We start from the raw sequence: 23,887 nt of genomic DNA, 5'->3' as shown, positions 1-23,887 counted from the left end.
GCTCAGACGACCGCGCCGTCGTCGCCGTCGCGGGGCTCGTCGCCCATCCGCAGGACGAGCGTCACGAAGCCGCCGATGAACGCCGCGACCGCGAGGAACGCGGCCCAGCCGGGGACCTCCCAGTCGAGGATGACGGTGACCAGCAGGTAGACGGGACCGCCGACGAGCGCGACCCACGCGCCCTTGGTGAGCGGGTCGGCGGCGGGCAGCGGCGGGGGCGGCGGCGGGACGTAGTGCCCCTCGTCGTCCTCCGCCGGGAACTCCGGCTCCGCGGCCGGCTTGATCACCCGGGCGCGGGGCAGCCGGCCGGTGCGGTCGTCGCCCTCGGCGGGCGGCTCCGGCGGCTCGTCGATGTTCTCCTGGTCGGGCCAGGGCATCTCGTCGCCCTCGGGGACGGCGTCGAACCCCGCGACGATCTCGGCCCAGATGGCGTCCTCGTCGCGTTCGGCGGTGCCGGCGGGGGAGGCGTCGGCGGCGCCGGGCGCGTCCGGGCCGTCCGACGCGCCGGACTCGGGCCGGTCGGCGTCGGCGCGCCCGCCGTCCGCGCGCCCCGCGTCGGGACGCCCGGCGTCCGTCGGGCCCGGGTCCTTGAGACCGGTGTCCTTGAGGCCCGGGTCGGTGAGCGCGGCGTCGGTGCGGTCGGCGTCCGGGTCGGAGCCGCGCACGCCCGCGTCGCGCAGCCGCGCCAGGTGGGCCCGCAGGATCCCCTCGGCGGCCGGCTTCATCTCGACGTCCACGTACAGCCGGTCGAGGACGTCCTCGGCGGCGCGGCCGGACGCGTCCGCGGCGCGCGGCCCGTCGGGCACGGCGCCCGCGGCGCGGCCCGGGTCGTCCGCGGCGCCCGTCCCGGGCGGGACGGCGTAGGCGGCCACGCCCGCGTCCCGCAGCGCCGTCAGCATCGCGTCGGCGAGGTGCGGGGCGAGATCGACCAGCGGAGCGTAGGTGTCGGCCGACAGGCCGTTGCCACGGCGATTCACGGGGCCGGCTCCTTCGACTCCGGCGTGACCGGCAGCACCGGCATGGCGGCCTCCGCTCCCCCATCGACAGGTGCGTCCGGCGGCGCCCCGCACGCGGCGGCGCCCCCGGACACAATGAAACGTGTGTCCCACGGTATTCGCTGCGCCGCGCGGGACAAGCCCCCGGGCGCACCCGAATTGAGATTACGTAGAGAGAGTACGGCCATCCGGCGGCGCGGCGCGCCGCGTCGGGCGGGCCCGCCGGGCCTACCGGGGCGGCCGGGTGGGCGGCTCGGGGGCGGGATGCGAAGATATCCCATCATCTTCCCCCCGGGCCGGGGTACTCGGCTCGCACACCGCATGCACGCGCGGTAAAGAAAGGGTGTCGGCATGCTCTGGTTCTGGATCCTGCTGAGGATCGTCCTCTCGCCCATCATGTACCTGCTGTGGCGGCCGCGGAACCAGGGGATGCGCAACGTGCCGAAGCGCGGGCCCGCGCTGATGGTGAGCAACCACCTCTCGTTCGCCGACCACTTTTTCGGGCCGCTGCCGCTGATGCGTCCGATCTTCTTCATCGGCAAGGGCGAGTACTTCACCGGCAAGGGGATCAAGGGGCTGATCAGCAAGGCGTTCTTCACCGGGGTCGGGGTGGTGCCGGTCGACCGGACCGGCGGCTCGGCCGCCGAGGCCGCGCTGCAGACGGGCCTGCGGATCCTGGGGGAGGGCAAGCTGCTCGGGATCTACCCGGAGGGCACGCGCGCCCCCGACAACCGCCTGTACCGGGGGAAGACCGGGGTGGCGCGGCTGGCGCTGAAGTCCCGCGTCCCGGTGATCCCGATGGCGATGATCAACACGTTCGAGCTGATGCCGTCCGGCAGGCCGCTGCCCCGGCTGGGGGTCCGGCCGGGCGTCCGGTTCGGCGAGCCGCTCGACTTCTCCCGCTACTACGGCCGCGAGGACGACCGGGAGGTGCTGCGCGCGATCACCGACGAGATCATGCAGGCCATCCGGGACCTGTCCGGCCAGGAGTACGTCGACCGGTACGCCGCCGAGGTGAAGGCGGAGATGGCCGGCAAGACGGTCCGCCCGGTCCGCGACGACGACGAGGACGAGGACGAGAACGAGGACGGAGCCGAGAACGGGGACGCCGCGCGGCGCGACCGCGACGGAGGGCTGAGCGACGGCGGGTGAACCGGACCGCGGCGGCGGCCTGGGCCTGGAGGCCGCGCTGTGGCGGGCGGTCGCGGTCTACCGCACCGCCGCCTTCTGCTACGCCGCGGTGCTGATCGTCAAGAACGCGGGCGGCTACGCGCACCCGGCCGGGGGCTGGGCCGTCCTCGCGGCCATGGCCGGCTGGACGGTCGCCGCCTGGCTGCTGTTCCGCGACCCGCGCCGCCGCGGCCCCGCCCTGCTGGCCGCCGACATGGCCGTCGCGTCCGGCTGCGTGCTCGCGACCGCCTGGGTGGAGAGCGTCGCGGGCATCGCCTCCGGACGCCCGACGCTGCCGGTGTCGTGGGTCGCGGCGGCCGTCCTGTCATGGGCGGTGGTGGGCGGCCGGCGGCTCGGCATCGCGGCCGCCGGGATCCTCGCGCTGGCGAACTTCCTGGTGCACGTGCTCGCCGGGACGGCCGGCGGCATCGGCGGCCGCACCTTCAACGGCATCGTGCTGCTGGGCCTCGCCGGCCTGGTCGTCGGGCACGTGGTCCGGCTGGCCCGCGAGGCCGAGGCGCGGCTCGCCCGCGCGGTCGAGCTTGAGTCGGCCACCCGCGAGCGCGAGCGGCTCGCCCGCGACATCCACGACTCGGTGCTGCAGGTCCTCGCGATGGTGCGGCGGCGCGGTGCCGGGCTCGACGGCGAGGCCGCCGAACTGGCCCGGCTCGCGGGCGAGCAGGAGACCGCGCTGCGCGCCCTGATCGGCAGCGCGCCCCGCACGCCGCCGCGCGCGATGGCCGGAACCGGACGTCCGGGCCCCGCCCCCGCGGCGGGGGACGAACTGGACGTGCGGCCGCTCCTCACCGCCCGCACGTCCGGAACCGTCACCGTGTCGACGCCCGCGACGCCCGTCCCGCTGCCCGAGCACGCCGCCCGGGAGCTGGACGCGGCCGTCGCCGCGGCGCTCGACAACGTCGCGCGGCACTGCGGCGACGGCGCCCGGGCCTGGGTGCTGCTGGAGGACGGCGGCGGGGAGGTGATCGTCAGCGTCCGCGACGACGGGCCGGGCATGCCGGCGGGACGCCTCGAGCGCGCGGCGGCGGACGGGCGTCTCGGCGTCGCCCAGTCGATCCGAGGGCGCGTCCGCGACCTCGGCGGCACGACGGCGATCACGTCCGCGCCGGGCGAGGGCACCGAGATCGAGATGACCGTTCCGCGCCCCCCGCGGAAGGCGTGAGAGGGTGAGGGGGTGAGCGACGTTCCCCTCAAGGTCATGGTGGTGGACGACCATCCGATGTGGCGGGACGCGGTCGCCCGCGACCTCGCCGAGGCCGGGCACGAGGTCGTCGCGACCGCCGGCGAGGGCCGCACCGCGGTCCGCGTCGCCGCCGCCGCGCGTCCCCAGGTCGCCGTCGTCGACCTGCAGCTGCCCGACATCTCCGGGGTCGAGGTGACGCGGCACCTCGCCGCCGCCGCCGACCCGCCCGTCCGGGTGCTGGTGCTGTCCGCCAGCGGCGAGCAGGAGGACGTGCTGGAGGCCGTCAAGGCGGGCGCCACCGGCTACCTGCTGAAGTCGGCGGCCCGCGAGGAGTTCCTGGACGCCGTCCGGCGCACCGCCGCGGGCGACGCCGTCTTCACCCCGGGCCTCGCCGGGCTCGTCCTCGGCGAGTTCCGCCGCCTCGCCGCCGCGCCCGCCCGCGACGCCGACGACGGCGCGCCCCGGCTCACCGAACGCGAGACCGAGGTCCTGCGCCTGGTCGCGAAGGGCCTCACCTACAAGCAGATCGCGCAGCGCCTCGTCCTGTCCCACCGCACAGTGCAGAACCACGTGCAGAACACCCTCGGCAAGCTCCAGCTGCACAACCGCGTCGAACTCGTCCGCTACGCGATCGAGAAGGGCCTCGACGACGACCTCGGCAAGGGCTGAGTGCGGTTTTCCGGGGGCGGGGACCGGCGGACGCGGGTGACGCGGAACACAACCGCGTCTCCGCGCGTCCAAGACGGTAGACGAACTGAAAACTGGACCGAAGAGGTGCGGGCATGGGTGATGCGCCGTCGATCGCCGCCACGCTGGACGCGTCCGGCGCGGCCTTCTTCTGGGTCGTCTGCGTCCCCGCCGCGGTGGGGGCGTTCGTCCTGGCGCTCGTCGTCCGCCGCCGCGTCTCCCGGGGGACGCCGCCGGACCGGGAACTGCGCCTCTACGAGGCGGCCATGCTGCAGGGCGAGGAGAGGCGCGCCGTCCTGACCGCGCTGGCCGTCCTGCGCATGGAGGGGACGATCGAGGCGGCCGACGACGCGGAGGCCCGCGTCACCCCGACCGCCAGGCGCGCGGGCGAGCCGCTGGACGGCGCCGTGTACGAGGCGATCCGGCAGGGGGCCAAGCTGCCCGAGCTGAAGGAGTCCACGGCGGTGCGCGCCGCCCTGGAAGCCCTGCGGCACGACCTGGAGCGCGCGGGGCTGTTCTTCACGTCGGCGCAGCACGCCGCCCGGCGCCGCGCCGCGCTGCCGATGCTCGCCGCCCTGGTCCTGGGCGCGTTGTTCGGCGTCGACGCCTTCCGCTCGGGCGCCCTGCCGGAGGCGCAGTTCATCGCCGGCCTCGTGATCTACTCGCTGCTCACGCTCTCGCTCTTCGCGCTGCTGGCCGACCCCTGGCGCCGCACCGGCGCGGGGACGCGGGCGCTCCAGGCGCACGAGGGGCGGCACGCGCACCTGAACCCGTCGAACTCCCCGTCCTGGAAGACCTACGGCGCCTCGTCGGTGGCCGTCGGCGTGGCGCTGTTCGGGCCCGCGGCCCTAGCCGGAGCGGACCCCGAGTTCGCGTCGGCGACCGGGATCGAGAAGCTCTACGGCAGCGACGCCGGCGCCGCGGGCGGGTGCGGCGGCGGAGGATGCGGGGGCTGCGGCGGGTGCGGCGGTTGCGGTGGCTGACCCCGGCGCGGACGGCCGGACCGGCGCGGACGGACGGGACGCGGCGCCCGCCGGGCTCGGCGTCGGCATCGGCTGGCGCCCGGCGATCGGCGGGTTCGTGGCGTCGCTGCCGGGGCTGCGGTTCACCGAGGTGATCGCCGAGTCGGTCCGGCCGGCGCGGCCCGACCCCGCCCTGCTCGCCCTGCGCGACCGCGGCGCGGCGGTCGTCCCGCACGGGGTGCGGCTGTCGCTCGGCGGCGCCGAACCCGTGTCCGCCGAACGGGTCGCGCACCTGGCCGCGTGCGCCGAGGCGCTCGGCGCACCCCTCGTCAGCGAGCACGTCGCGTTCGTCCGCGCGGGCGGCGTCGAGGCGGGGCACCTGCTGCCGGTGCCCCGCACCCGCGCCGCGCTCGACGTCCTCACCGCGAACGTCCGCCGCACCCTGGACGGCCTGCCGGTGCCGCTGGCCGTCGAGCCGATCGCCGCGCTGTTCGACTGGCCGGACGCCGAGTACGACGAGGCCGCCTTCCTCACCGAACTCGTCGAGCGCACCGGCGTCCTGCTGCTCCTCGACGTCGCCAACGTGTACGCGAACGCCCGCAACCGCGGCGCGGACCCCCTCGAACTCATCGACCGCCTGCCGCTGGAGCGCGTCGCGTACTGCCACGTCGCGGGCGGCGAGCAGGCGGGCGGCCGGTACCACGACACCCACACCGCGCCCGTCCCCCCCGAGGTCCTGGACCTGGTCGCCGAGCTGTGCGCCCGGCGCCGCCCGCCCGGCCTCCTCCTCGAACGCGACGGCCGCTACCCGCCCGCCGCCGCACTGCGGGACGAACTCGACGCCGTCGCCGACGCGTCCGGCCACCCCCGCGTCACATGACCGGGGAGCCCCTGGACGCGGACCTGGCGGCGGCGCAGGAGGCGCTCGTGCGCGCCATGACGGCGGGCGGGCCGATGCCGGCCGGGTTCGACGGCGACGCCGTCCGGGCCGCCGCCCGGAGCATCCTGCGCAAACGGGCCGGGGAGGTCGCGCACGCCTGGCCCGCGCTCGCCGCGTCGTACGGGACGTCCTGGGGCGAGGCGTTCGCGGCCTGGGCGGCGGAGCGGCCCACGCGCGGAGCGGCCCGCGACGGGCGCGACTTCGCCCGCGCCCACCGGCACGAGTTGGCGCCCGGCGCGGCGCGGGAACTGGCCATGGCGGAGGCGCGATGGTCGTATGGCCGCGAGGGCGCCCCGCGGCCCCGCGCCGTCGGGATGCGGCGGGTGCCCGGCGGGCTGGCGGTGGCGGTCCGCGGCCGGGTGCGCGTCCTCGCGCGCCGCCGCTGACGCGGTTCGCGGCGGACGTGCCCAAGCAGCCCCGCAACGACTATGGTCTAGACCAATGGCGGCGCGCCGGGACGACCGGTGAACGCGCCGGTGAACGCACGCGCCGGCAACGAGGCCGGGCACGTGAACCGAGGGAGGAGTCCGGTGGCGGGAGAAGGAGACGGCATGCGGGTCGGAGTGCTGACCGGCGGCGGGGACTGCCCCGGCCTGAACGCGGTGATCCGCGCGGTCGTGCGGAAGGGCGTGCAGGTCTTCGGGTACGAGTTCGTGGGCTTCCGGGCCGGATGGCGCGGCCCCCTCGAAGGCGACACCGTCGCCCTGGACGTCCAGGCCGTGCGGGGCATCCTGCCGCGCGGCGGCACGATCCTCGGCTCGTCCCGGACCAACCCGATCAAGGTCGAGGGCGGCGTCGAGCGGATCAAGGACAACCTCGCCGGGCTCGGCGTGGACGCCCTGATCGCCATCGGCGGCGAGGACACCCTCGGCGTCGCGCGCGAGCTGCACTCGCGCGGCGTGAACGTCGTCGGCGTCCCCAAGACCATCGACAACGACCTGAACGCCACCGACTACACGTTCGGGTTCGACACCGCGGTGAACATCGGGGTGGAGGCCGTCGACCGGCTGCACACCACCGCCGAAAGCCACCACCGCGCGCTGATCTGCGAGGTCATGGGCCGCCACGCGGGCTGGATCGCGCTGCACGTCGGCATGGCCGCCGGCGCCAACGTCATCCTGATCCCCGAGCGGCCGTTCGACATCGACAAGGTCGTCGAGTACGTCGAGAGCCGGTTCAAGACCCGCTACGCGCCGATCATCGTGGTGTCCGAGGGCGCCCACCCGATCGACGGGCAGATGCAGCTGCAGACCGGCGAGCGCGACGCGTTCGGGCACGTCCGGCTCGGCGGCATCGGGCAGCGGCTCGCCGACGAGATCGAGAAGCGCACCGGCAAGGAGGCCCGCGCCACCGTGCTCGGGCACATCCAGCGCGGCGGCACCCCGAGCGCGTTCGACCGCGTGCTCGCCACCCGCCTCGGCCTGCAGGCCATCGACGCCGTCCGCGACGGCGACTACGGCAAGATGGTCGCGCTGCAGGGCACCGACATCGTCCGGGTCGGCCTCGACGAGGCCACCAAGGAGCTGAAGACCGTCCCGCTGGAGCGGTACGCGGAGGCCGAGGTCTTCTTCGGCTGACGAAGTAATTCCTCCTGGCGGGAACAGGGATAGTCGGTCGCGGCGTTGCGGCTTCTGGGCCACACTGGAGGCCCACCCCCGTACGCCGCCCGCCAGGAGGATTCGCATGACCACGCTCGACGCCGCGCCCGCCGTCGTCCGGGAGCAGTCGCCGGTCGACGGCGAGCCGTGCGTGCTGCTCAAACTGGGCGAGGTCGTCCTCAAGGGCAAGAACCGCGAGCAGTTCGAGCGCCGGCTGGCCGACAACGTCCGCGCCGCCGTCCGCCCCATCGCCCGCGTCGACGTCATCCGCCGCCACGGCGTGTTCGTCGTCCGCATGAAGGACGCCGACGTCCCCACCGTCGACCGGCTCGCCCAGCGGATCGGGGACGTCATGGGCATCGTGTGGGCGCACCGCGCGTGGCGCGTCGGCAAGGACCTCGCGAGCGTCGAGCGCGCCGCCCTCGAACTGATGGACGGCCGCGTCGGCTCCTTCGCCGTCCGTTCGCGCCGCCGCGACAAGCGGTTCCCGATGACCTCCACCGAGCTCGACCGGCACATCGGCGCGCTCGTCGCGCAGAAGTACGGGCAGCCGGTCAAGCTGAAGGACCCCGAGCACACCCTGTCGATCGAGGTCGACCGCGACGAGGTGTTCGTGTTCTCCGGCGGCCTCCCCGGCCAGGGCGGCCTCCCGGTCGGGATGAGCGGCCGCGCGCTGGTGCTGATGTCCGGCGGCATCGACTCGCCCGTCGCCGCCTACCGGATGATGCGCCGCGGCCTGCGCGTCGACTACCTGCACTTCTCCGGGATGCCGTTCACCGGCCCCGAGTCGATCTACAAGGCGTACGCGCTGGTCCGCGAGCTGGACAAGTTCCAGGGCGGCTCCCGGCTGTTCGTCGTCCCGTTCGGCAAGGCGCAGCAGCAGATCAAGTCGTCCGGCGCGGACCGGCTCGCGGTGATCGCGCAGCGCCGGCTGATGCTGCGCACCGGCGAGGTCCTCGCCCGCCGGCTGCGCGGGTCCGCGCTGATCACGGGCGACGCGCTCGGCCAGGTGTCCAGCCAGACGCTCGCGAACATCACCGCGCTGGACGACGCGGTCGAGCTGCCGATCCTGCGCCCCCTCGTCGGCATGGACAAGATCGAGATCATGGACCAGGCGCGCCGCATCCGCACCCTGTCGATCTCCGAGCTGCCCGACGAGGACTGCTGCACGATGCTCGCGCCGCGCCGCGCCGAGACCCGCGCGAAGATCGACGACCTGCGGCAGATCGAGAAGCGGCTCGACGTCGGCGAGCTCGCCGACCAGCTCGCCGAGTCCGTCCAGGAGCACCGCCCGGTGTACGGCGACGCAGCCGCCTCCTGACCCCGGGACCGGCGTGCGCGGCGCCCGGAGGGTCGGGGCTAGCGGGGGTCGCCGGGGCGCGGGGGTTCCGGGCCGTCCGGGCCGAGCAGCGTGATCCGTTCGATCCGCACCACCCGGAACCGGCGCCCGGCGACCGTGATGCCGTTGCGGCCCGTGCCGTCCTCCATCAGCTCGGCCGCCGCGGCGAACTCGGCGGCGGCGGCCTCCGCGGGCCGCTCGATCACCGGGACGACGTGCCGGAAGTACGTGACGAGCGAGTCGCGGGCCTGCTGCGGGCCGTCGTGCAGCCGGCCGACCGGGCGCCACCGCCCGCCGCCCCGCTCGGCGACCGTGAACACCGGGGCGAGCGGCACCGGCGTCAGGAACGTTCCGTCCGGCTCGTTCCCGGCGGCGGCCGCCGCGTCCAGCACCTGGCACAGCAGCTCCGCCGAGGTGAGGTCGGGGTCGGTCCCGTCGCCGGGCAGCAGGTCGGGTTCCCCGCGCGGCACCCGCCCGGACGGATCCAGGTCCGTGGGCCGCGGCGGTTCGGGCCCGTCCGGTCCGGTCCGCACGAGCTGCTCGATCCGCACGATCCGGAACCGCCGCCCGGCCGCCGTCACCTCGTCGGACGGGTCCGCCTGCAGCGCCCGCGCCGCCGCCCGCAGCTCCCGCGCGGCGGCGCCGGCCTCCGCGGCGGCCCGGTCCTCCAGGTGGACGGCCAGCAGCTCCCGTGCGCCCTGCGGCAGCGGATCGCACGGGCACACCAGCCGCCACCCGTCCGCGACCCGCTCGGCCGCCGCGAACAGCGCGCCGACGACCACCGGCTCCGGGTACGCCGTCATGGCGCGGCGCGCGTCCGCCCGCAGCACCGCGGCCACCGGGTCGACGCCGTCCAGGTCCTCCGGGAACAGCCGTCCCCCGGCGTCCCCCTCGCCCGTCGTCATGCGGGCCATCATCCCCGCCGGGGGCCCGGTACCGCGAGTGGTTCAGACCAATCGTTACTTCCGCGGCAGCACGATCAGCACCAGCGCGGCGGCGAGGAGGGCGAGGCCGACCAGCGCGAGGCCGCCGAGCCGCTCGCCGAGCAGGACGACGCCGAGGACGGCCGCGACCGCCGGTTCGGCAAGCGTCAGCGTCGTCGCCGCCGTCGCCGGGGTGGTGCGCAGTCCGCGCGCGAACAGCAGGTAGGCGCCCCCGGTCGCGACCACTCCCAGGTAGAGGGCGATGAGCGCGCCCGAGCCGGTCAGCATCCACCCCGACCCCGCGAACGGCAGGACGGGCAGCAGCGGGACGGCCGCGACCCCGAACAGGGAGCCGACGACGGCCCGCTCGTCGCCGCCCCGGACGATGAGGACGGACGTCACCGTCGTGTACGACGCGTACGCGAGACCGGACAGGGCGGCGAACGCGATGCCCGCGAGGTCGGCGCCGGCGTCCTCGCCGCCGCCGACGAGCAGCGCGCACCCGGCGACGGCCGCGGCGGTCGCGACCGTCCAGCGCCGGGTCGGCGCGGTGCGGCCCGCGACGACGCCGATGAGCCCGGCGAACGCGGGCGCGGACCCGATGGTGACGACGGTCGCGATCGCGACGCCGGTGCGGGCCGCGGCCACGAAGAACGCCGTCTGGTACACGGTGATCGCGACGGCGCCGAGCAGGACGAGCGGGCGGGCGCGGCGGTCGGCGGCGAGCCGCCGCAGGCCCGCCCCGCGGCGGGCGGCGCCGCGCACCAGGACGGCGGAGGCCAGCAGGACCAGCCCGCCGAGGATGATGCGCATCGCGGCGACCGACAGGCTGGACGCGCCGTCCGCGAACGTGCGGACGGTGCCGGTCGTCCCCCACAGGGACGCGGCCGCAAGGATCGGGAGGGCGCCCCCGCCCGGCAGGCCCCGCCCGGACGGGCCGGGGGAGTGCTCGGACGGGGACGCGTGCGCGGACGGGCGCGCGGACATGCGGAACGAGAGCGTGCGGAAGGACACGGAGTGCTGCTCCTGTGCTCGAATCGGGAGAGGGAATCCGGATTCGGGGCGCAGGACTGGCCGGGCCGGGGCGCGCTCGCGCCGGGCCCGTCAGGACTCAGAGGTCGGAACTACCGATGGTTCGCCGCGCCCCGTCAGGAGCGGGGCGGCCCGCAGTTCGGGGTCCAGTACGCCATGTCCCCGACATTACCAGCCGTTCCGCACGCCCGGCCGACCGCGCGGCCGCGCGCCGGCTCAGGCGGGGACGGCGTCGACGTCCGGGTCCTGGGTGAGGGTCCGGCCGACGATCGGCGGCAGGTCCCGCACCACCTTCGCCAGCTCCCGCAGGTCGCCGTCCACGAGCGCCTGGGGGCCGTCGCACAGCGCGGTCTCCGGGTGCGGGTGGACGTCGATGATGACGCCGTCGGCGCCGATCGCGATCGCGGCGCGGGTCAGCGGCAGGACGAGGTCGCGGCTGCCGCCGGAGTGCGACGGGTCCACGATCACCGGCAGGTGGGAGAGGCGCTGCGCCACCGGCACCGCGGAGATGTCGAGGGTGTTGCGGGTCGCCTTCTCGAACGTCCGGATGCCGCGCTCGCACAGCACGATGTCGAGGTTGCCGCGCTGCGCGACGTACTCGGCGGCCATCAGCCACTCCTCGATGGTGCCGCTCATCCCGCGCTTGAGCATCACCGGCTTCCCGGCCTCCCCGGCGGCCTGCAGCAGCGCGAAGTTCTGCGCGTTGCGGGTGCCGATCTGCAGCATGTCGGCGTAGGACGCGACGAGCTCCACGTCCGCGGCGTCCACGACCTCGGTGACGACCGGCATCCCGGTCTCCTCGCGGACGTCCGCGAGGATCTTCAGGCCGGCCTCGCCGAGCCCCTGGAACGCGTACGGGGACGTGCGGGGCTTGAACGCGCCGCCGCGCAGCAGCGTCGCGCCCGCGGCCTTGGCCATCTGCGCGGCCTGCAGGGTCTGGTCGGGGGTCTCCACCGCGCACGGCCCCGCGATCAGCGTCATCGTGCCGGGGCCGACGGGGACGCCGCCGACCCGGACCACCGTGCGCTCGGCGTGGTTCTCCCGGCTGACCAGCTTGTAGGGCGCCGAGATCCGGATGACGTCGCTGACGCCGCGCATCCCGCGCAGGTTCAGCGAGCCGAACTGCTCGACGTCGCCGACGAGCCCGACGATCGTCCGCTCCACGCCGCGGCTGACGAAGGCGTCGCCCCCCGCCGTCTCGACCAGTGAGACGACGCCGTCGACATCCGCTTCGGTGGCCCCCGGGGCCATGACGATGACCATGCCGTACTCCCTCTCCTCGTCCCGCGGGCCCGGCGGTCCCGCGGCCATCCCCTGAAAACGACGGAAGCCCCGGGCCGACCGGCCCGGGGCTTCTCGTTCGTGGTCTGTCAGCGCAGCGCCTGGCAGACCAGCCGTCCGGGCTGGTCGAACCAAAAGAGATAAACGACGTTGCGCATGGGCCTCACCATAGCCGACGCGGGACGGGGGTGGTGGCGAGGGGGCCGAATATGGCTCAGCTCACGCCTGATGGCAGGATGGCGGCGTCATGTCCCATCCCGAAGAGCCCACGCAGCAGCGGCGGGACCTGCCGCCCGGTCAGTACGTCCCCCGGGGATGGCCGGTCCTCCACTACGGCCCCGTCCCGAAGTTCCGTCCCAAGGACTGGGATTTCCGCGTCTTCGGTGCGACCGCGTCGGGCGGGCACCACCGCTGGACGTGGGACGAGTTCGACGCGCTGCCCCGCACCAAGGCCGTCGCCGACTTCCACTGCGTCACCAAGTTCACGATCCCCGACAACGAGTGGGAGGGCGTCCCGGGCTCGGCGATCGTGGAGCTGGCGCCGCCCGCCCCCGAGGTCACGCACGTGATGGTGTGGGCCGAGTACGGCTACAGCGCCAACATCCGGATGTCGGACTTCCTCGCCGAGGGGACGATGTTCGCGACGCACCGCGACGGCGAGCGGATCACGCCCGACCACGGCTTCCCGATCCGCATCGTCGTCCCGCACCTGTACGCGTGGAAGAGCGTGAAGTGGGTGCGCGGGGTGGAGTACCTGGTGAAGGACCGCCGCGGCTTCTGGGAGGAGCGCGGCTACCACAACGTCGCCGACCCGTGGCGCGAGCAGCGGTACTCCTACCAGGAGGACGCCGGCGAGGCGCCGCCGCTCTAGCGTCCCGCGGCGCGGCGTGGCCCATCCGAGACCTTCGTAAATGGCCAACACACCGACCCACGCGGACGACAGCCGTTACCGTAAGTCGTCATGGTCCTACCGTCCGTTCTGGACGCCGTGGCGTGCGCCGTGGCCGCCGGCGCCGCAGTGGGAGCGTGCGCGCTGCGCAGCCGGCTCCCGTTCCCCGGCCGGGGCCCCGCCGTGCCGGACGAGCGGGCGGCGTTCGCGGCCCTGCACGCGATCACGCTGGCGTCGCCCCCGCTGCGCACCGGGCTGAGCGGCGACGCCGCACGCCGGTCCGTCCGGCATCTGCGGGCGCTGCTGGACGCGGAGGCCGTCGCGTTCGTCGCGCTCCGCTCCGCGATCGAGGAGGACGACCCCGCGGACGACCCGGCGCCCGGGGCGGCGGTGCTGCTCGCCTGGGACGGCGCGGGCCGCGCCCCCCACGCCGGCGACGCGGTCGACCTCGCGCTGCCGGTGCTGGCCTCGGGCCGCCCCCGGGTGATCGGCGCCGACCGGCTCGCCTGCCCGAGCGACGCCTGCCGCCTGCGGACCGCGATGATCGCGCCGGTCGCCGTCGGGCGGCCCGCCGGGCCCGACGTCCCCGGCGCGTCCGCCGGGCGGGGCGTCGAGGCGGCGTTCGTCGCGTACTGGCACCGGCCGTCCGCCGCCCGGGTCCGCGCCGTCGGCGAGACCGCCCGGCTGGTCGCCGGGCAGCTCCGGCTCGCGGAACTGGACGCCGCGCGGCAGCGGGTCGCGGAGGCCGAGATGCGGGCGCTGCGCGCGCAGATCTCCCCGCACTTCGTGTACAACTCGCTGACCACGATCGCGTCGTTCGTCCGCACCGACCCGGAACGGGCCCGCGAACTCCTGCTCGACTTCGCCGACTTCGCGCGCTACTCGTTCCGCAACGCCCGCGACTTCACCACCCTCGCCGACGAGCTGCGCTCCATCGACCGCTACCTGCTGCTGGAACGCGCCCGGTTCGGGGAGCGGCTGCGCTTCCAGGTGGAGATCGCGCCGGAGGTGCTGCCCGTCGCGGTGCCGTTCCTGGCGCTGCAGCCGCTCGTCGAGAACGCCGTCCGGCACGGCATGGCCGACGCCCGCGACGCGTTCCACATCTCGATCACGGCGCGCGACTCCGGTCCCGAGGCGGCGATCAGCATCGAGGACGACGGCGTCGGCATGGACCCCGAGCGGCTGCAGGAGATCCTCTCCGCCCCCGTCGGCGGGCCCGGCCCGACCGGGTGGGGGAGCGTGTCCGGCGGCCGGTCCCGCCGCGGCGGCACCGGAATCGGGCTGGCGAACGTCGACGCCCGCATGCGGCAGGTCTACGGAGAGGAGTACGGGCTGACGGTCCGGACGGCGCTCGGCGCCGGCACCAGGGTGGAGCTGCGCGTCCCCAAGTACCGTCCGGGAGTGTTCCCGGACTGAAAATCTCACGCCGACACGCCACTCACTTTTCGGAATCGATTGCGGACGGTCGGTAATCGCGGCAAAGTCGCCCTCATGCTTCGCGTTCTGGCCGTCGACGATGAACGCCCCGCCTTGGAGGAGCTCACCCACCTGCTCCGGAGGGACCCGCGGATCGAGCGGGTCACCGGCGCGGGAGACGCCTCGTCGGCGCTTCGCGACCTGAGCCGGATGCTCGTCGAGGGCGAGCGCCTGGACGCCGTGTTCCTCGACATCCGCATGCCCGGCCTCGACGGGCTGGACTTCACCCGCCTGCTGACCGGCTTCGCCGCGCCCCCGCACGTCGTGTTCGTGACCGCGCACGACGACTGCGCCATCGCCGCGTACGACCTCGGCGCCCTCGACTACCTGCTGAAACCCGTCCGGCCCGAGCGGCTCGCGGAGGCCGTCCGGCGCGTCGCGGCCGCCGCCGGACGCCCCGACCCGCCCGGCGAGGAGAGCCGCGCCGACCCCGACGACGAGATGATCCCGGTCGAGCTCGGCGGCCGCACCCGCCTCGTCTCCCGCCGCTCGGTCACCCACGTGGAGGCCCAGGGCGACTACGTCCGCCTGCACACCCCCGACGGGGGATACCTGGTCCGGATGCCGCTGTCGGCGCTCACCAAACGGTGGGAGGACGCCGGGTTCATCCGGATCCACCGCAGCACCCTCGTCGCGTCCGCGCACATCACCGAACTCCGCTTCGACGGCGGGCGCGCCGCCGTCCAGATCGGCGACGAACTGCTCCCGGTGAGCCGCCGCCACACCCGCGAGGTCCGCGACCTGCTCGTCCGCCGCTTCCACCACGAGCAGCGCGACGACTGCGACGGGGACGGCCGCCGTGCTTGAGGCGACGACCGACGCCGACCCGCACCATACGACCGCCGCGCCCCCGGCGGACGCCCCCGACGCGTCCGACCCCGACCCGTCCCATACCGGCCGGGACGCCGCCCGCGCCCAGCTCCTGATCGCCCTCCGCACCGGCGCGATCGTCACGGCCGCCGTCGCCGCCCTGCCGCTGCTCCCCGCCCCCCTCGCCCCGGCCGTCCCCGCCGCCCTCGCGGCCGCCGCACTGGCGCACGTCCGCTGCGCCGAACGAACCGAAACCCCCCGCCCACCCCGCATTCGACGCCGCGCATTCCGCTGGGAGCCGGGCGTTCGGGCGGTCGATTCCCGGTGAGCGCGGCGGCCCTGGCGGCCGTGCTCGTCGCACTGGCCGTGGCGTTCACGGCGCGGCGCGGCGCGCGCCGGGCGTCGGCCCGTCCCGTGCCCGGACTGGCGGACGCGGCGCGGGAGGTGCCGCCGTGGCGCAACGCCGCCGCGGTCGGCGGCGAGCACCTGTGCGCCGCGATGTACCTGGGCGCCGCCGGGCTCGTCCTCGCCCACGGGACGGGCGTGCTGTGGCTGCCCGTGGGCGCGGCCGCCGGGTGCGCCCTGCTGGCGGCGTTCGTCGCCGCGCCGCTGCGCAGGTCCGGCGCGTACAGCGTCGCGGACTTCGCCGAGTGGCGGCTCGGCTCGCGCGGCGCCCGGCACGCCGCCACCGGCTGCGTCTGCCTGGTGGGCTGGTGCTACCTGCTGCCGCAGCTCCACGGCGCGGGCGTGGCGCTGTACGTGCTCACCGGCGGCCCCCACTGGACGGGCTGGACGATCGGCGTCGCGGCGGCGTCGGTCCTCGTGGTGTCCGGCGGCGTGCGGAGCGTCACCGCGTTCCAGGCCGTCCACTTCTGGGCGAAGCTCGCGGCGCTGACCGTGCCCGTCCTGGCGGGGGCCGTCCTGTGGCACGCGCACGCGGCGCCGGACGTCCGGGCCGTGCCCGCCGCGGGCGGCGCCCCCGGGACCGCCGGGACGTACGCGCTGGTCGCGTGCGTCGCGCTCGGCACCGTCGGGCTGCCGCAGATCCTCATGCACTTCTACGCGAGCGGCGGGGGCGGCGCGGCGCGCAGGACGGCGGCGTACGTCACGGTCCTCGTCGCGCTGTCCTCGGTGGTCGCCGTCCTGTACGGCGTGCTCGGACGCCGGCACGGGGCGGCCGCGCCGGGAACCGGGGCCGACGCGGCCCTCCTCCTGCTGCCGCAACGGACGATCCCGGGAACGGCGGGCGCGCTGCTCACGGGGCTGCTGGCGGCGGGCGCGCTCGCCGCGTTCGTCACCGCCTCGTGCGGCGTCGCCGTCGCCGTCGGCGGGACGGTCGCGCAGTACGCGCGGCGGCGCGGGGCGGCCGTGTCCCGCGCGAGCGCGGTGGTCGTGCTCGCCGCGCCGCTGGCCGTCATGCCGCGGCTCGGCCCGCACGGGGCGGCGGCACTCGTCACCCTGGCGCTCGCCGTCTCCGCGAGCACGCTGTGCCCTCTGCTGCTGCTGGGAATCTGGTGGCGCGGGCTTACCGCGCCCGGCGCGGTCGCGGGTCTGGTGTGCGGCTGCTGCCTGGCGCTCGCGGCGGGGGCGGCGCAGCTCGCCGGGCGGGGCGCGGTCCCGGCCGCGGCGGCGGCGCCCGCGGCGGCGGCCGTGATGGTCGCGGTGTCCCTGCTCACGCGCCGCAGCGTCCCGCGCCACGCGGGCCGCGCCCTGGCGCGGCTGCACCTGCCGGACGGCGCGTCCGACCGCCCTCCGGCCGGCTGACCGGGACGGACGCGCGCTCCGCCCGTTCGTCGCGCGAAACCGACCGCTCACCGTATGACTACGCTACGCACATCTATGACTACGGACCGTTCATCGCGGGCGGCGTGTCCGGGGTGCCGATCTGCGCATCACGGGCTTAGTGTTCTCAGTGGCACCACGAGCAACACCCGCCTTCGGAGGGGCGGGCGGCGCGGGGGACGGACGTCCGCCGGCCGCGGAACCTCCCACAACAGCACACCCGGAGATCCGGCGAACGCCAGTCGCCGCCGGATCGTGAGTCGCCGGGTCCCGTACCGGGGGGGTGGGACCCGACGGCCTGTGGCTCGGGTGCCGGTGGACAGTCGGGGGGTTGTTCATCGGCACCCGAGCTCTTTTCGTGCTCGGGTGTTTCCCGGCCGGGCCCGTGCGTTCGTCCGGGGCCGTGCGTTCAGGCGTCGCGCAGGCGCTTCAGCGTCGCGATGTCGCGGCCGTGCGGGCCGGGGTCGCGGCCCGGGGTCTCGATGATGAACGGGACGCCCGCGACGGCCGGGTGGTCGAACAGGGCCGCGAACGGCTCCTCGCCGATCTGCCCCGCGCCGATGTTCTCGTGCCGGTCCTTCGCGGAACCGCACGCGTCCTTGGAGTCGTTGGCGTGGACGAGGTCGAGCCGTCCCGCGCCGACCGTCTCGACCAGCGCGTCGATGGTCTCCTTGACGCCGCCCGGCGCGGCGAGGTCGTGCCCCGCGGCGAACGCGTGGCAGGTGTCGAAGCACACGCCCAGCTTCGGGTGGTGCTCCAGCCGCTCGAAGAACGGGCCGAGGTCCTGGACCTTGGCGCACAGCATCTTGCCCTGCCCCGCCATAGGCTCCAGCAGCAGCCGCGGGCCGTCGTCCGGGATCTCCTCCAGCAGGGGGAGGACGTGCTCGTGGACCTGCCGCATCGCGGCGTCGTACGACTGGCTGACGGCCGAGCCGGTGTGGACGACGACGCCCCGCGCGCCGATCACGTGCCCCCGCTCGAGCGAGTGCCGGACCGTCGCGATCGACTTCTCGAGGGTCTCCTCGCTCGGGGAGCCGAAGTTCACCAGGTACGGGGCGTGCACGTAGACGGGCACGTCGTCGCGGTCACGGAGCTTGGCGTCCTCGGCCGGCTTCCCGACGGGGAGCGCCCACCCGCGCGGGTTCGCGACGAACACCTGGATCGCCTCGGCGCCGATCTCGGCGGCGTACTTCAGGCCGCCGGTGGCGAGCCCGCCGGCGACCGGGACGTGGGCCCCGACGGGGCTCTGCGGAGAGGTCATGGTCCCTCCAGCCTATCCGCCGTCCCGCGCCCCCCGGCCGCCGATTCAGGGCGCCCGGACGATCGTGACCGTGGAGCCGCGGGCGGCCGTGGCGTCCCCGCCGGGCGTCTGGAACCGGACGGTGTTCCCGCCCCAGCCCGTCACGTTCACCTCGAACCCGGAGTCCTTCAGGATCTCGGTGGCGTCGTCGACGGTGCGGTTCGTGACGTCCGGCACCGGGATCTTCTCGGCGGCGGCGCCGCCGTCGCAGCCGAACTGGATCGGGCCCGCGTCGATGATGCAGTCGCGCTCGTTGACGACGAGCGTCACCTCGTCGCCGCGGGACACGCCGGTGCCCTCGGCCGGGGTCTGCCCGACGACGGTGCCGGGCGCCTTGCCCTCGACGCGCTTCTCCCGGACGGTCACGTTCAGGCCGAGCGAGCGGAGCTGGTTCGCGGCGGTCTCGCCGTTCGAGCCGACGAGGTCCGGCATCGACATGCCGCTGCTCAGCACGACGGAGACCGGCTCGTCCGGGGACAGCTCCTTCCCGGCGTCGGGGTCGGTGCCGATGACGCGGTCCTTCGGGACGGTCTGCGACTCGCGGGTGCTCGTCCCGCCGACCCGGAACCCGTCGTCGGCGAGGATCTTCTTCGCCTCGTCGAGCGTCTTGCCCTCGACGTCCGGGACGGCCCGGGGCGTGAGCCCCTTGGACGGCGTCAGCGTGACGGTCTCGCCCTGCCCGACGCGGGCGCCCGCGCCCGGGTCGGACTTCGCGACCAGGCCCTTGCGGATCCGGTCGTGGTAGACGGGTTCGGCGACGCGGACGGCGATCCCGGCGTCGGCGAGCGCGCCGCGGGCGTCCGCGAGCTCCATCCCGACGATGTCGCCCGGGACGTGCTCGTACTGCCCGGACGTCTGGTACCAGACGGCCCACCCGAGGATCACGGCGGCGATCGCGCCGATCGCGACGAGCACGTACCGGCCGGTGAGCGCCCCGATGACGCGGTCGCCGCGGGAGCGCGGCGGCGGGCCCGCCGGGTCCTCGCCGGGATCGAGCACGGCGGTGTGCCCGCGCACGTCCTCGGGGAAGCGGACGGGCGAGGTCTGCGGCACGGGCGGGAGCGTCTCCGTGCGCCCGTCCCCGGCCGGTTCGCCGTCCAGGCGCGTGGCGTCGGCGGGCGCCTCCAGGACGGTCGTGGCGCCGCGGGACGCCTCCTCGAGCCGGGCGTCGAGGTCCGGCGGCAGCCCGCCGTGGACCTCGGCGACCGCGGCGAGGTAGGCGTTCGCGTCCTGCGGGCGGTGCGCGGGGTCGCGGCTCGTCGCGGCCGTGACGAGCTCGTCGACCCGGTGCGGCAGCCCGGGGACGAGCTCCGACGGCGGCGGCACGGTCTCGTTGACGTGCTTGTACGCGACGGCGAGCGGCGTGTCGCCCTCGTGCGGGAGCCGGCCGGTGAGCAGCTCGAACAGCATGATCCCGGCGGCGTAGACGTCCGAGCGCACGTCGGCGCTGCCGGACGTGACCTGCTCGGGCGCGAGGTACCCGACGGTGCCGATGATCACGCCGGTCCGGGTCATCCGGCTCGCCGACTCGGCCCGCGCGAGCCCGAAGTCGGTCACCTTGACCTGGCCGTCCTCGGTGATGAGGACGTTCTCCGGCTTGACGTCGCGGTGCACGAGCCCGGCGCGGTGCGCGGCGCCGAGGGCGGCCAGCACCGGCAGCATGGTCTCCAGCGCGGCGCGCGGCCCGAACCGGCCGCGGGCGGCGAGCGCGTCGCGCAGCGTCCGGCCCGCGACGTACTCCATCACCAGGTAGCCGCGCTCGCCGTCCGTCCCCTGGTCGTACACGGCGACGACGTTGGGGTGCGACAGCGCGGCGGCGGCCTTGGCCTCGCCGATGAAGCGGTGCACGAAGTCCTCGTCGGCGGCGAGGCCGGCGTGCATCACCTTGACCGCGACGACGCGGTCGAGCCTGCTGTCGCGCGCGAGGTAGACCGTGGCCATGCCGCCGCGGGCGATGCGGGACTCAATGCGGTAGCGCCCGTCGAGCAGCTGCCCGACGAGTGGATCTGCGACCGTCGTGTCCATCGGTGCGAGTCTACGGCGGGTTCCCCATGGAACTCATCAGTCGCGAGTATGAGCATGGTCGAGCGCGGAGGGTGACGCGGCCGGCGCGGCGGCCGGGACGTCCACGGCGGCGGGGGACGCGGCGGTCCGCGGCCCGCGCCGCCGCTCCCCGCGCGGTGTGCTGCGCGACACGGCCACCCCGGCCAGGCACAGCGCGCCGCCGAGCAGCGTGACCGCTCCGGGGACCTCGTCGAGGAACGCCCACGACATCAGCACGACGATCGCGGGGACGGCGTAGGTCGTCGCGCCCATCTTCCCGGCGGACGTCCGCGCCAGCGCGTACCCCCAGGTGGTGAACGCCAGCGCGGTCGGGAAGACGCCGAGGTAGATCATGTTGAGGGTCGCGCCCGCCGGGGCGTCGGCGGCCTGCGACGCGAGCTGCCCCGCGAACGGCAGCGTCGCGACGGCGCCGATCGCGCACGCGAACGTGGTGAACTGCAGCGCGGACGCGTGCCGCAGCGCGGGCTTCTGGCTGACCACCCCGCCCGCGTAGGTGACGGCGGCGACGACGCACAGCAGGACGCCGAGCAGCGGCGACCCCTTCTCGCCGGACATCGACAGCCCGACGACGGCGGCGCCGGCGAACGCCACGGCCAGGCCCGCGAGCAGCCGGGAGGAGAAGCCCTCCTTCAGCAGCCAGCCGCCGAGGAGCGCGATCAGGATCGGCCCGATGTTGACGACGAGGGCCGCGGTGCCGGCGTCCACGAGCTGCTCGCCCCAGTTGAGCGCGACCATGTAGACGCCGAACCACAGCACGCCGGCGGCGACGATGCCCGGCCACGCGCCGCGCGGCGGGAGGCCCTCGCGGCGGACGAGCCAGAGGGCGCCGAGCACGACCGTCCCGGAGAGCAGCCGCCCGAGCGCGAGGGCGCCCGGGTCGTACGCCTCGCCGGCGCTCCGGATGGAGACGAACGCCGACGCCCACAGGACGACCGTCACGGTGGCGGCGGCGATCGCACGCCGGTCGACGCCCTTCGCCGCGGCGGGAGGGGAGTTGTCCTGTTCCATGAAGCGCACCTTAGGTTCGGATCGTTTCGATGAACCCCGAAGTACGGCGCGCGGTCGCGCCGGACCTCAAGCCGGACCCCGAATGGACCGCCCCCAGTCTGGGAGCGGTCCATTGTTCAGGTCCAGCGAATTACTCTTGAGGTCTCCGTTAAGGAACGCTACATCGAGGCGAGTCCCTCGAACGGCGACGACGCCTGCGCGTACCGGCGCTTCGGGATCCGCCCGGCCAGCCGCGCGAGCCGCCCGCCCTCCACCGCGTGCCGCATCGCGGCGGCCATCGTCGCCGGGGACTGCGCGCGGGTCACGGCCGTCGCCAGCAGCACCGCGTCGCAGCCCAGCTCCATGGCCAGGGCGGCGTCGCTGGCCGTGCCGAGCCCGGCGTCCAGGATGACCGGGACGCCCGCCCGCTCGACGATCAGCTCGATGTTGTGCGGGTTGCGGATGCCGAGGCCCGAGCCGATCGGGGAGCCCAGCGGCATCACCGCCGCGCACCCGACCTGCTCCAGCCGCCGCGCCAGGACGGGGTCGTCGTTCGTGTACGGCAGCACGACGAACCCGTCGTCGACGAGCTGCTCGGCGGCCTCGACCAGCTCGATCGGGTCGGGCAGCAGCGTGTGCTCGTCCGCGATCACCTCGAGCTTCACCAGGTTCGTGCCGAGCGCCTCGCGGGCGAGCTTGGCGGTCAGCACCGCCTCGCCCGCGGTGAAGCAGCCCGCGGTGTTGGGCAGCACGCGGATGCCGCACTCCGCGAGCACGTCCAGGACCGAGCCGCGCGCCGCCGGGTCCACCCGCCGCATCGCGACCGTGGTGAGCTCCGTCCCGGACGCGGTGAGCGCCTCCCGCAGCACCTGCATGCTGGGCGCGCCGCCCGTCCCCATGATCAGCCGCGAGCCGAACTCCTCGCCCGCGATCACCAGCGCGTCGTCCCGCGCCGCCGTCTCGTTCGTCCCGTCGTTCACCGTCAGCCTCCCTGCACGGCGGTCAGCACTTCCAGGCGGTCGCCGTCGCGCAGCGGCGTCGCCTCCCAGGACGCCCGGCGGACGACCTCGTCGTTCAGCGCGGCCGCCACACCGGACGGCGCCGCGCTCACGGCCGCGACGGCGGCGGCCACGCTGGTGCCCTCGGGCAGCTCGCGCGGCTCGCCGTTGACGATGACCTTCATCGCTTCACCTCGGAGAATCGATCGGGGGAGAACGGGCGGGCGACCTCGGGCACCGGGTCGCCGAGCAGCGCCGCGGCCAGCACGTCCGCCGAGACCGGCGCGAGCAGCACGCCGTGCCGGAAGTGCCCGGTGCCGAGGACCAGCCCCGGCACGTCCGAGGCGCCCATGACCGGGGCGTTGTCGGGGGAGCCGGGCCGCAGCCCGGCCGTGACCTCGACGAACTCCAGCTCGGTGACGCCGGGGATCAGCTCGCGGGCGTCCCGCAGCAGCTCCCACAGCCCGCCGGCGGTCACGCGGGTGTCGAATCCGAGCTCCTCCTGCGTGGCGCCGAGGACGATCTCGCCGCCGTCCGCGCGCGGCACCAGGTACACCGGCGAACCCTTCACCAGCCCCCGGACGCACCGCCGCAGGAACGGCACTCGGGCGCGCAGCCGGATCACCTGGCCCTTGACGGGACGGACGGGCGGGACGGTCCCGGCGGGCAGGCCCTCGAGGTCGCCCGACCAGGGCCCCGCGGACAGCAGCACACGGTCGGCCCGCAGGACGGTCCCGTCGTCCAGGCGGACGCCCGCCGCCGCGTCCCGCTCGACGACCACGCCCGCCGCGCGGCGCCGCACGACCCGCACGCCGGACCTCTCGCACGCCGCCAGCAGCGCCGCGGCGAGCCGGCGCGGGTCCACGGACCCGTCGTGCGGGGCGAGCAGCCCGCCCCGGACGCCCGGCGCCAGCATCGGCTCCCGCTTGCGGCACTCCCGCCCGGTGAGCGCCTCGACGGGGAGGCCGAGGCTCTCCTGGAAGCGGCGCAGGTCGTCCAGGACGGCCAGGTCGTCGGAGTCGAACGCGACCTGGAGCAGGCCGTCGTTCCGGTACCCGGTGGCGGTCCCGGTGAGCTCCTCCAATTCCGCCACGAACGCGTCGTAGCGGTCGCGGGACGCGAGGTTGAGCCGCAGCAGCGGCTCCTCGCCGTAGGCCAGCTCGCTGACGGGGGTGATCATTCCCGCCGCGACGGACGTCGCGCCGCTCGCGGGCGCGGGATCGACGAGGGTCACCGTGCCGCCCCGTCCGGCCGTCCGCCACGCCGCGGCCAGGCCGACGATCCCGGCCCCGATGACGACGATCTCCATGCGCGCTCCCTTCGCCGGCATGATCCGGATCAGGTCAGGCGGTCGGCGGCCCGTTCAGCCGCCCTCTCAGCCCGGTCGCACCGGACTCCCGCGGGTGTTCTGGGTGTTCTTCCCCCACTTTACGGCCGCTGTGACGCACATGAC

At 75.4% G+C, this 23,887-nt stretch carries 23 protein-coding genes and 1 riboswitch; of the genes, 13 read left to right on the top strand and 10 right to left on the bottom strand.

Annotation, left to right across the window (positions count from 1 at the left end):
- Window positions 1-2: 2 nt before the first annotated feature.
- Window positions 3-977 carry a hypothetical protein gene (locus AB0L25_RS08285; RefSeq protein ID WP_500169897.1) on the bottom strand — a complete coding sequence of 325 codons (975 nt, stop codon included), beginning with the start codon at window positions 975-977 and terminating at the stop codon, window positions 3-5.
- Window positions 978-1,346: 369 nt separating this feature from the next.
- Between AB0L25_RS08285 and AB0L25_RS08280 the strand changes: the two genes are divergently transcribed.
- From AB0L25_RS08280 to thiI, 8 genes are all read left to right on the top strand, one after another.
- On the top strand, window positions 1,347-2,147 hold the full coding sequence (locus tag AB0L25_RS08280; RefSeq protein WP_500169896.1) for a lysophospholipid acyltransferase family protein: 801 nt from the start codon (window positions 1,347-1,349) through the stop codon (window positions 2,145-2,147).
- 19 nt (window positions 2,148-2,166) lie between these two features.
- Window positions 2,167-3,345 carry a MacS family sensor histidine kinase gene (gene macS / locus AB0L25_RS08275; protein WP_500169960.1) on the top strand — a complete coding sequence of 393 codons (1,179 nt, stop codon included), beginning with the start codon at window positions 2,167-2,169 and terminating at the stop codon, window positions 3,343-3,345.
- A 36-nt stretch (window positions 3,346-3,381) separates the two neighbouring features.
- Complete coding sequence (locus AB0L25_RS08270; protein ID WP_500169958.1) at window positions 3,382-4,035, top strand: response regulator; 654 nt, start codon at window positions 3,382-3,384, stop codon at window positions 4,033-4,035.
- A gap of 113 nt (window positions 4,036-4,148) precedes the next feature.
- Window positions 4,149-5,036, top strand: a complete 888-nt coding sequence (locus tag AB0L25_RS08265; RefSeq protein WP_500169894.1) for a TIGR04222 domain-containing membrane protein — start codon at window positions 4,149-4,151, stop codon at window positions 5,034-5,036.
- A complete protein-coding gene (locus AB0L25_RS08260; protein ID WP_500169891.1) occupies window positions 5,029-5,895 on the top strand; it encodes an MbnB/TglH/ChrH family RiPP precursor modification enzyme in 867 nt (288 codons plus the stop codon). Before AB0L25_RS08265 ends, AB0L25_RS08260 begins: the two co-directional genes overlap by 8 nt.
- Entirely contained in the window at window positions 5,892-6,341 is a 450-nt protein-coding gene (locus AB0L25_RS08255) for an SCO6045 C-terminal-like domain-containing protein (RefSeq protein WP_500169889.1), read from the top strand. Before AB0L25_RS08260 ends, AB0L25_RS08255 begins: the two co-directional genes overlap by 4 nt.
- A gap of 165 nt (window positions 6,342-6,506) precedes the next feature.
- Window positions 6,507-7,532, top strand: coding sequence for a 6-phosphofructokinase (locus AB0L25_RS08250; RefSeq protein WP_500169887.1), 1,026 nt, complete (start codon window positions 6,507-6,509; stop codon window positions 7,530-7,532).
- 106 nt (window positions 7,533-7,638) lie between these two features.
- Window positions 7,639-8,874, top strand: a complete 1,236-nt coding sequence (gene thiI / locus AB0L25_RS08245; protein WP_500169886.1) for a tRNA uracil 4-sulfurtransferase ThiI — start codon at window positions 7,639-7,641, stop codon at window positions 8,872-8,874.
- Between the two features lie 38 nt (window positions 8,875-8,912).
- Here the strand turns inward: thiI and AB0L25_RS08240 are convergent, their stop codons facing one another.
- The 3 genes from AB0L25_RS08240 to aroF form a co-directional block, all read right to left on the bottom strand.
- Window positions 8,913-9,797 (bottom strand): DUF5954 family protein, encoded by an 885-nt coding sequence (locus AB0L25_RS08240; RefSeq protein WP_500169884.1) that lies wholly within the window; start codon window positions 9,795-9,797, stop codon window positions 8,913-8,915.
- Window positions 9,798-9,851: 54 nt separating this feature from the next.
- A complete protein-coding gene (locus tag AB0L25_RS08235) occupies window positions 9,852-10,829 on the bottom strand; it encodes an EamA family transporter (RefSeq protein WP_500169882.1) in 978 nt (325 codons plus the stop codon).
- Between the two features lie 234 nt (window positions 10,830-11,063).
- Window positions 11,064-12,110, bottom strand: a complete 1,047-nt coding sequence (gene aroF / locus AB0L25_RS08230) for a 3-deoxy-7-phosphoheptulonate synthase (RefSeq protein WP_500169880.1) — start codon at window positions 12,108-12,110, stop codon at window positions 11,064-11,066.
- Window positions 12,111-12,375: 265 nt separating this feature from the next.
- Between aroF and AB0L25_RS08225 the strand changes: the two genes are divergently transcribed.
- The 5 genes from AB0L25_RS08225 to AB0L25_RS08205 all read left to right on the top strand — a co-directional run bounded on the left by AB0L25_RS08225 (window position 12,376) and on the right by AB0L25_RS08205 (window position 17,067).
- Window positions 12,376-12,999, top strand: a complete 624-nt coding sequence (locus tag AB0L25_RS08225) for a sulfite oxidase-like oxidoreductase (RefSeq protein ID WP_500169878.1) — start codon at window positions 12,376-12,378, stop codon at window positions 12,997-12,999.
- 90 nt (window positions 13,000-13,089) lie between these two features.
- Window positions 13,090-14,433: a histidine kinase gene (locus AB0L25_RS08220; protein WP_500169876.1), complete on the top strand. Its 1,344-nt coding sequence runs from the start codon at window positions 13,090-13,092 to the stop codon at window positions 14,431-14,433.
- A gap of 75 nt (window positions 14,434-14,508) precedes the next feature.
- The gene (locus tag AB0L25_RS08215; RefSeq protein WP_500169874.1) at window positions 14,509-15,300 is read left to right on the top strand and encodes a LytR/AlgR family response regulator transcription factor; all 792 of its coding nucleotides are present in this window, start codon (window positions 14,509-14,511) and stop codon (window positions 15,298-15,300) included.
- Window positions 15,293-15,631 (top strand): hypothetical protein, encoded by a 339-nt coding sequence (locus AB0L25_RS08210; RefSeq protein ID WP_500169873.1) that lies wholly within the window; start codon window positions 15,293-15,295, stop codon window positions 15,629-15,631. The genes AB0L25_RS08215 and AB0L25_RS08210 overlap by 8 nt, the downstream gene beginning before the upstream one ends.
- The gene (locus AB0L25_RS08205) at window positions 15,628-17,067 is read left to right on the top strand and encodes a sodium:solute symporter family transporter (RefSeq protein WP_500169871.1); all 1,440 of its coding nucleotides are present in this window, start codon (window positions 15,628-15,630) and stop codon (window positions 17,065-17,067) included. The genes AB0L25_RS08210 and AB0L25_RS08205 overlap by 4 nt, the downstream gene beginning before the upstream one ends.
- Window positions 17,068-17,494: 427 nt before the next feature.
- On the opposite strand, the gene AB0L25_RS08200 is transcribed toward AB0L25_RS08205, so the two are convergent.
- The 6 genes from AB0L25_RS08200 to thiO all read right to left on the bottom strand — a co-directional run bounded on the left by AB0L25_RS08200 (window position 17,495) and on the right by thiO (window position 23,743).
- Complete coding sequence (locus tag AB0L25_RS08200) at window positions 17,495-18,346, bottom strand: deoxyribonuclease IV (RefSeq protein WP_500169869.1); 852 nt, start codon at window positions 18,344-18,346, stop codon at window positions 17,495-17,497.
- Between the two features lie 45 nt (window positions 18,347-18,391).
- Window positions 18,392-20,410 carry a Stk1 family PASTA domain-containing Ser/Thr kinase gene (gene pknB / locus AB0L25_RS08195; RefSeq protein ID WP_500169867.1) on the bottom strand — a complete coding sequence of 673 codons (2,019 nt, stop codon included), beginning with the start codon at window positions 20,408-20,410 and terminating at the stop codon, window positions 18,392-18,394.
- 36 nt (window positions 20,411-20,446) lie between these two features.
- Window positions 20,447-21,457 carry a DMT family transporter gene (locus tag AB0L25_RS08190; protein ID WP_500169866.1) on the bottom strand — a complete coding sequence of 337 codons (1,011 nt, stop codon included), beginning with the start codon at window positions 21,455-21,457 and terminating at the stop codon, window positions 20,447-20,449.
- Between the two features lie 158 nt (window positions 21,458-21,615).
- Window positions 21,616-22,416, bottom strand: coding sequence for a thiazole synthase (locus AB0L25_RS08185; protein WP_500169864.1), 801 nt, complete (start codon window positions 22,414-22,416; stop codon window positions 21,616-21,618).
- 2 nt (window positions 22,417-22,418) lie between these two features.
- On the bottom strand, window positions 22,419-22,619 hold the full coding sequence (gene thiS, locus AB0L25_RS08180; protein WP_500169862.1) for a sulfur carrier protein ThiS: 201 nt from the start codon (window positions 22,617-22,619) through the stop codon (window positions 22,419-22,421).
- Window positions 22,616-23,743: a glycine oxidase ThiO gene (gene thiO / locus AB0L25_RS08175; RefSeq protein ID WP_500169860.1), complete on the bottom strand. Its 1,128-nt coding sequence runs from the start codon at window positions 23,741-23,743 to the stop codon at window positions 22,616-22,618. The genes thiS and thiO overlap by 4 nt, the downstream gene beginning before the upstream one ends.
- A riboswitch (TPP riboswitch) is annotated at window positions 23,733-23,845 on the bottom strand. Its footprint overlaps the gene before it by 11 nt.
- Window positions 23,846-23,887: the final 42 nt, after the last annotated feature.

The organism is Spirillospora sp. NPDC052242, from assembly GCF_040679555.1.
Lineage (GTDB): Bacteria > Actinomycetota > Actinomycetes > Streptosporangiales > Streptosporangiaceae > Spirillospora.
This window is presented reverse-complemented; position numbering and strand designations above follow the sequence as displayed.

Excerpts from the sequence above, each read along its gene's own strand:
- AB0L25_RS08280 (WP_500169896.1), top strand. The coding sequence starts at position 1,347 with ATGCTCTGGTTCTGGATCCTGCTGAGGATCGTCCTCTCGCCCATCATG.
- AB0L25_RS08270 (WP_500169958.1), top strand. The coding sequence starts at position 3,382 with ATGGTGGTGGACGACCATCCGATGTGGCGGGACGCGGTCGCCCGCGAC.
- AB0L25_RS08265 (WP_500169894.1), top strand. The coding sequence starts at position 4,149 with ATGGGTGATGCGCCGTCGATCGCCGCCACGCTGGACGCGTCCGGCGCG.
- AB0L25_RS08255 (WP_500169889.1), top strand. The coding sequence starts at position 5,892 with ATGACCGGGGAGCCCCTGGACGCGGACCTGGCGGCGGCGCAGGAGGCG.
- AB0L25_RS08250 (WP_500169887.1), top strand. The coding sequence starts at position 6,507 with ATGCGGGTCGGAGTGCTGACCGGCGGCGGGGACTGCCCCGGCCTGAAC.
- thiI (WP_500169886.1), top strand. The coding sequence starts at position 7,639 with ATGACCACGCTCGACGCCGCGCCCGCCGTCGTCCGGGAGCAGTCGCCG.
- AB0L25_RS08240 (WP_500169884.1), bottom strand. The coding sequence starts at position 9,797 with ATGACGACGGGCGAGGGGGACGCCGGGGGACGGCTGTTCCCGGAGGAC.
- aroF (WP_500169880.1), bottom strand. The coding sequence starts at position 12,110 with ATGGTCATCGTCATGGCCCCGGGGGCCACCGAAGCGGATGTCGACGGC.
- AB0L25_RS08225 (WP_500169878.1), top strand. The coding sequence starts at position 12,376 with ATGTCCCATCCCGAAGAGCCCACGCAGCAGCGGCGGGACCTGCCGCCC.
- AB0L25_RS08220 (WP_500169876.1), top strand. The coding sequence starts at position 13,090 with ATGGTCCTACCGTCCGTTCTGGACGCCGTGGCGTGCGCCGTGGCCGCC.
- AB0L25_RS08215 (WP_500169874.1), top strand. The coding sequence starts at position 14,509 with ATGCTTCGCGTTCTGGCCGTCGACGATGAACGCCCCGCCTTGGAGGAG.
- AB0L25_RS08200 (WP_500169869.1), bottom strand. The coding sequence starts at position 18,346 with ATGACCTCTCCGCAGAGCCCCGTCGGGGCCCACGTCCCGGTCGCCGGC.
- pknB (WP_500169867.1), bottom strand. The coding sequence starts at position 20,410 with ATGGACACGACGGTCGCAGATCCACTCGTCGGGCAGCTGCTCGACGGG.
- AB0L25_RS08190 (WP_500169866.1), bottom strand. The coding sequence starts at position 21,457 with ATGGAACAGGACAACTCCCCTCCCGCCGCGGCGAAGGGCGTCGACCGG.
- thiS (WP_500169862.1), bottom strand. The coding sequence starts at position 22,619 with ATGAAGGTCATCGTCAACGGCGAGCCGCGCGAGCTGCCCGAGGGCACC.
- thiO (WP_500169860.1), bottom strand. The coding sequence starts at position 23,743 with ATGGAGATCGTCGTCATCGGGGCCGGGATCGTCGGCCTGGCCGCGGCG.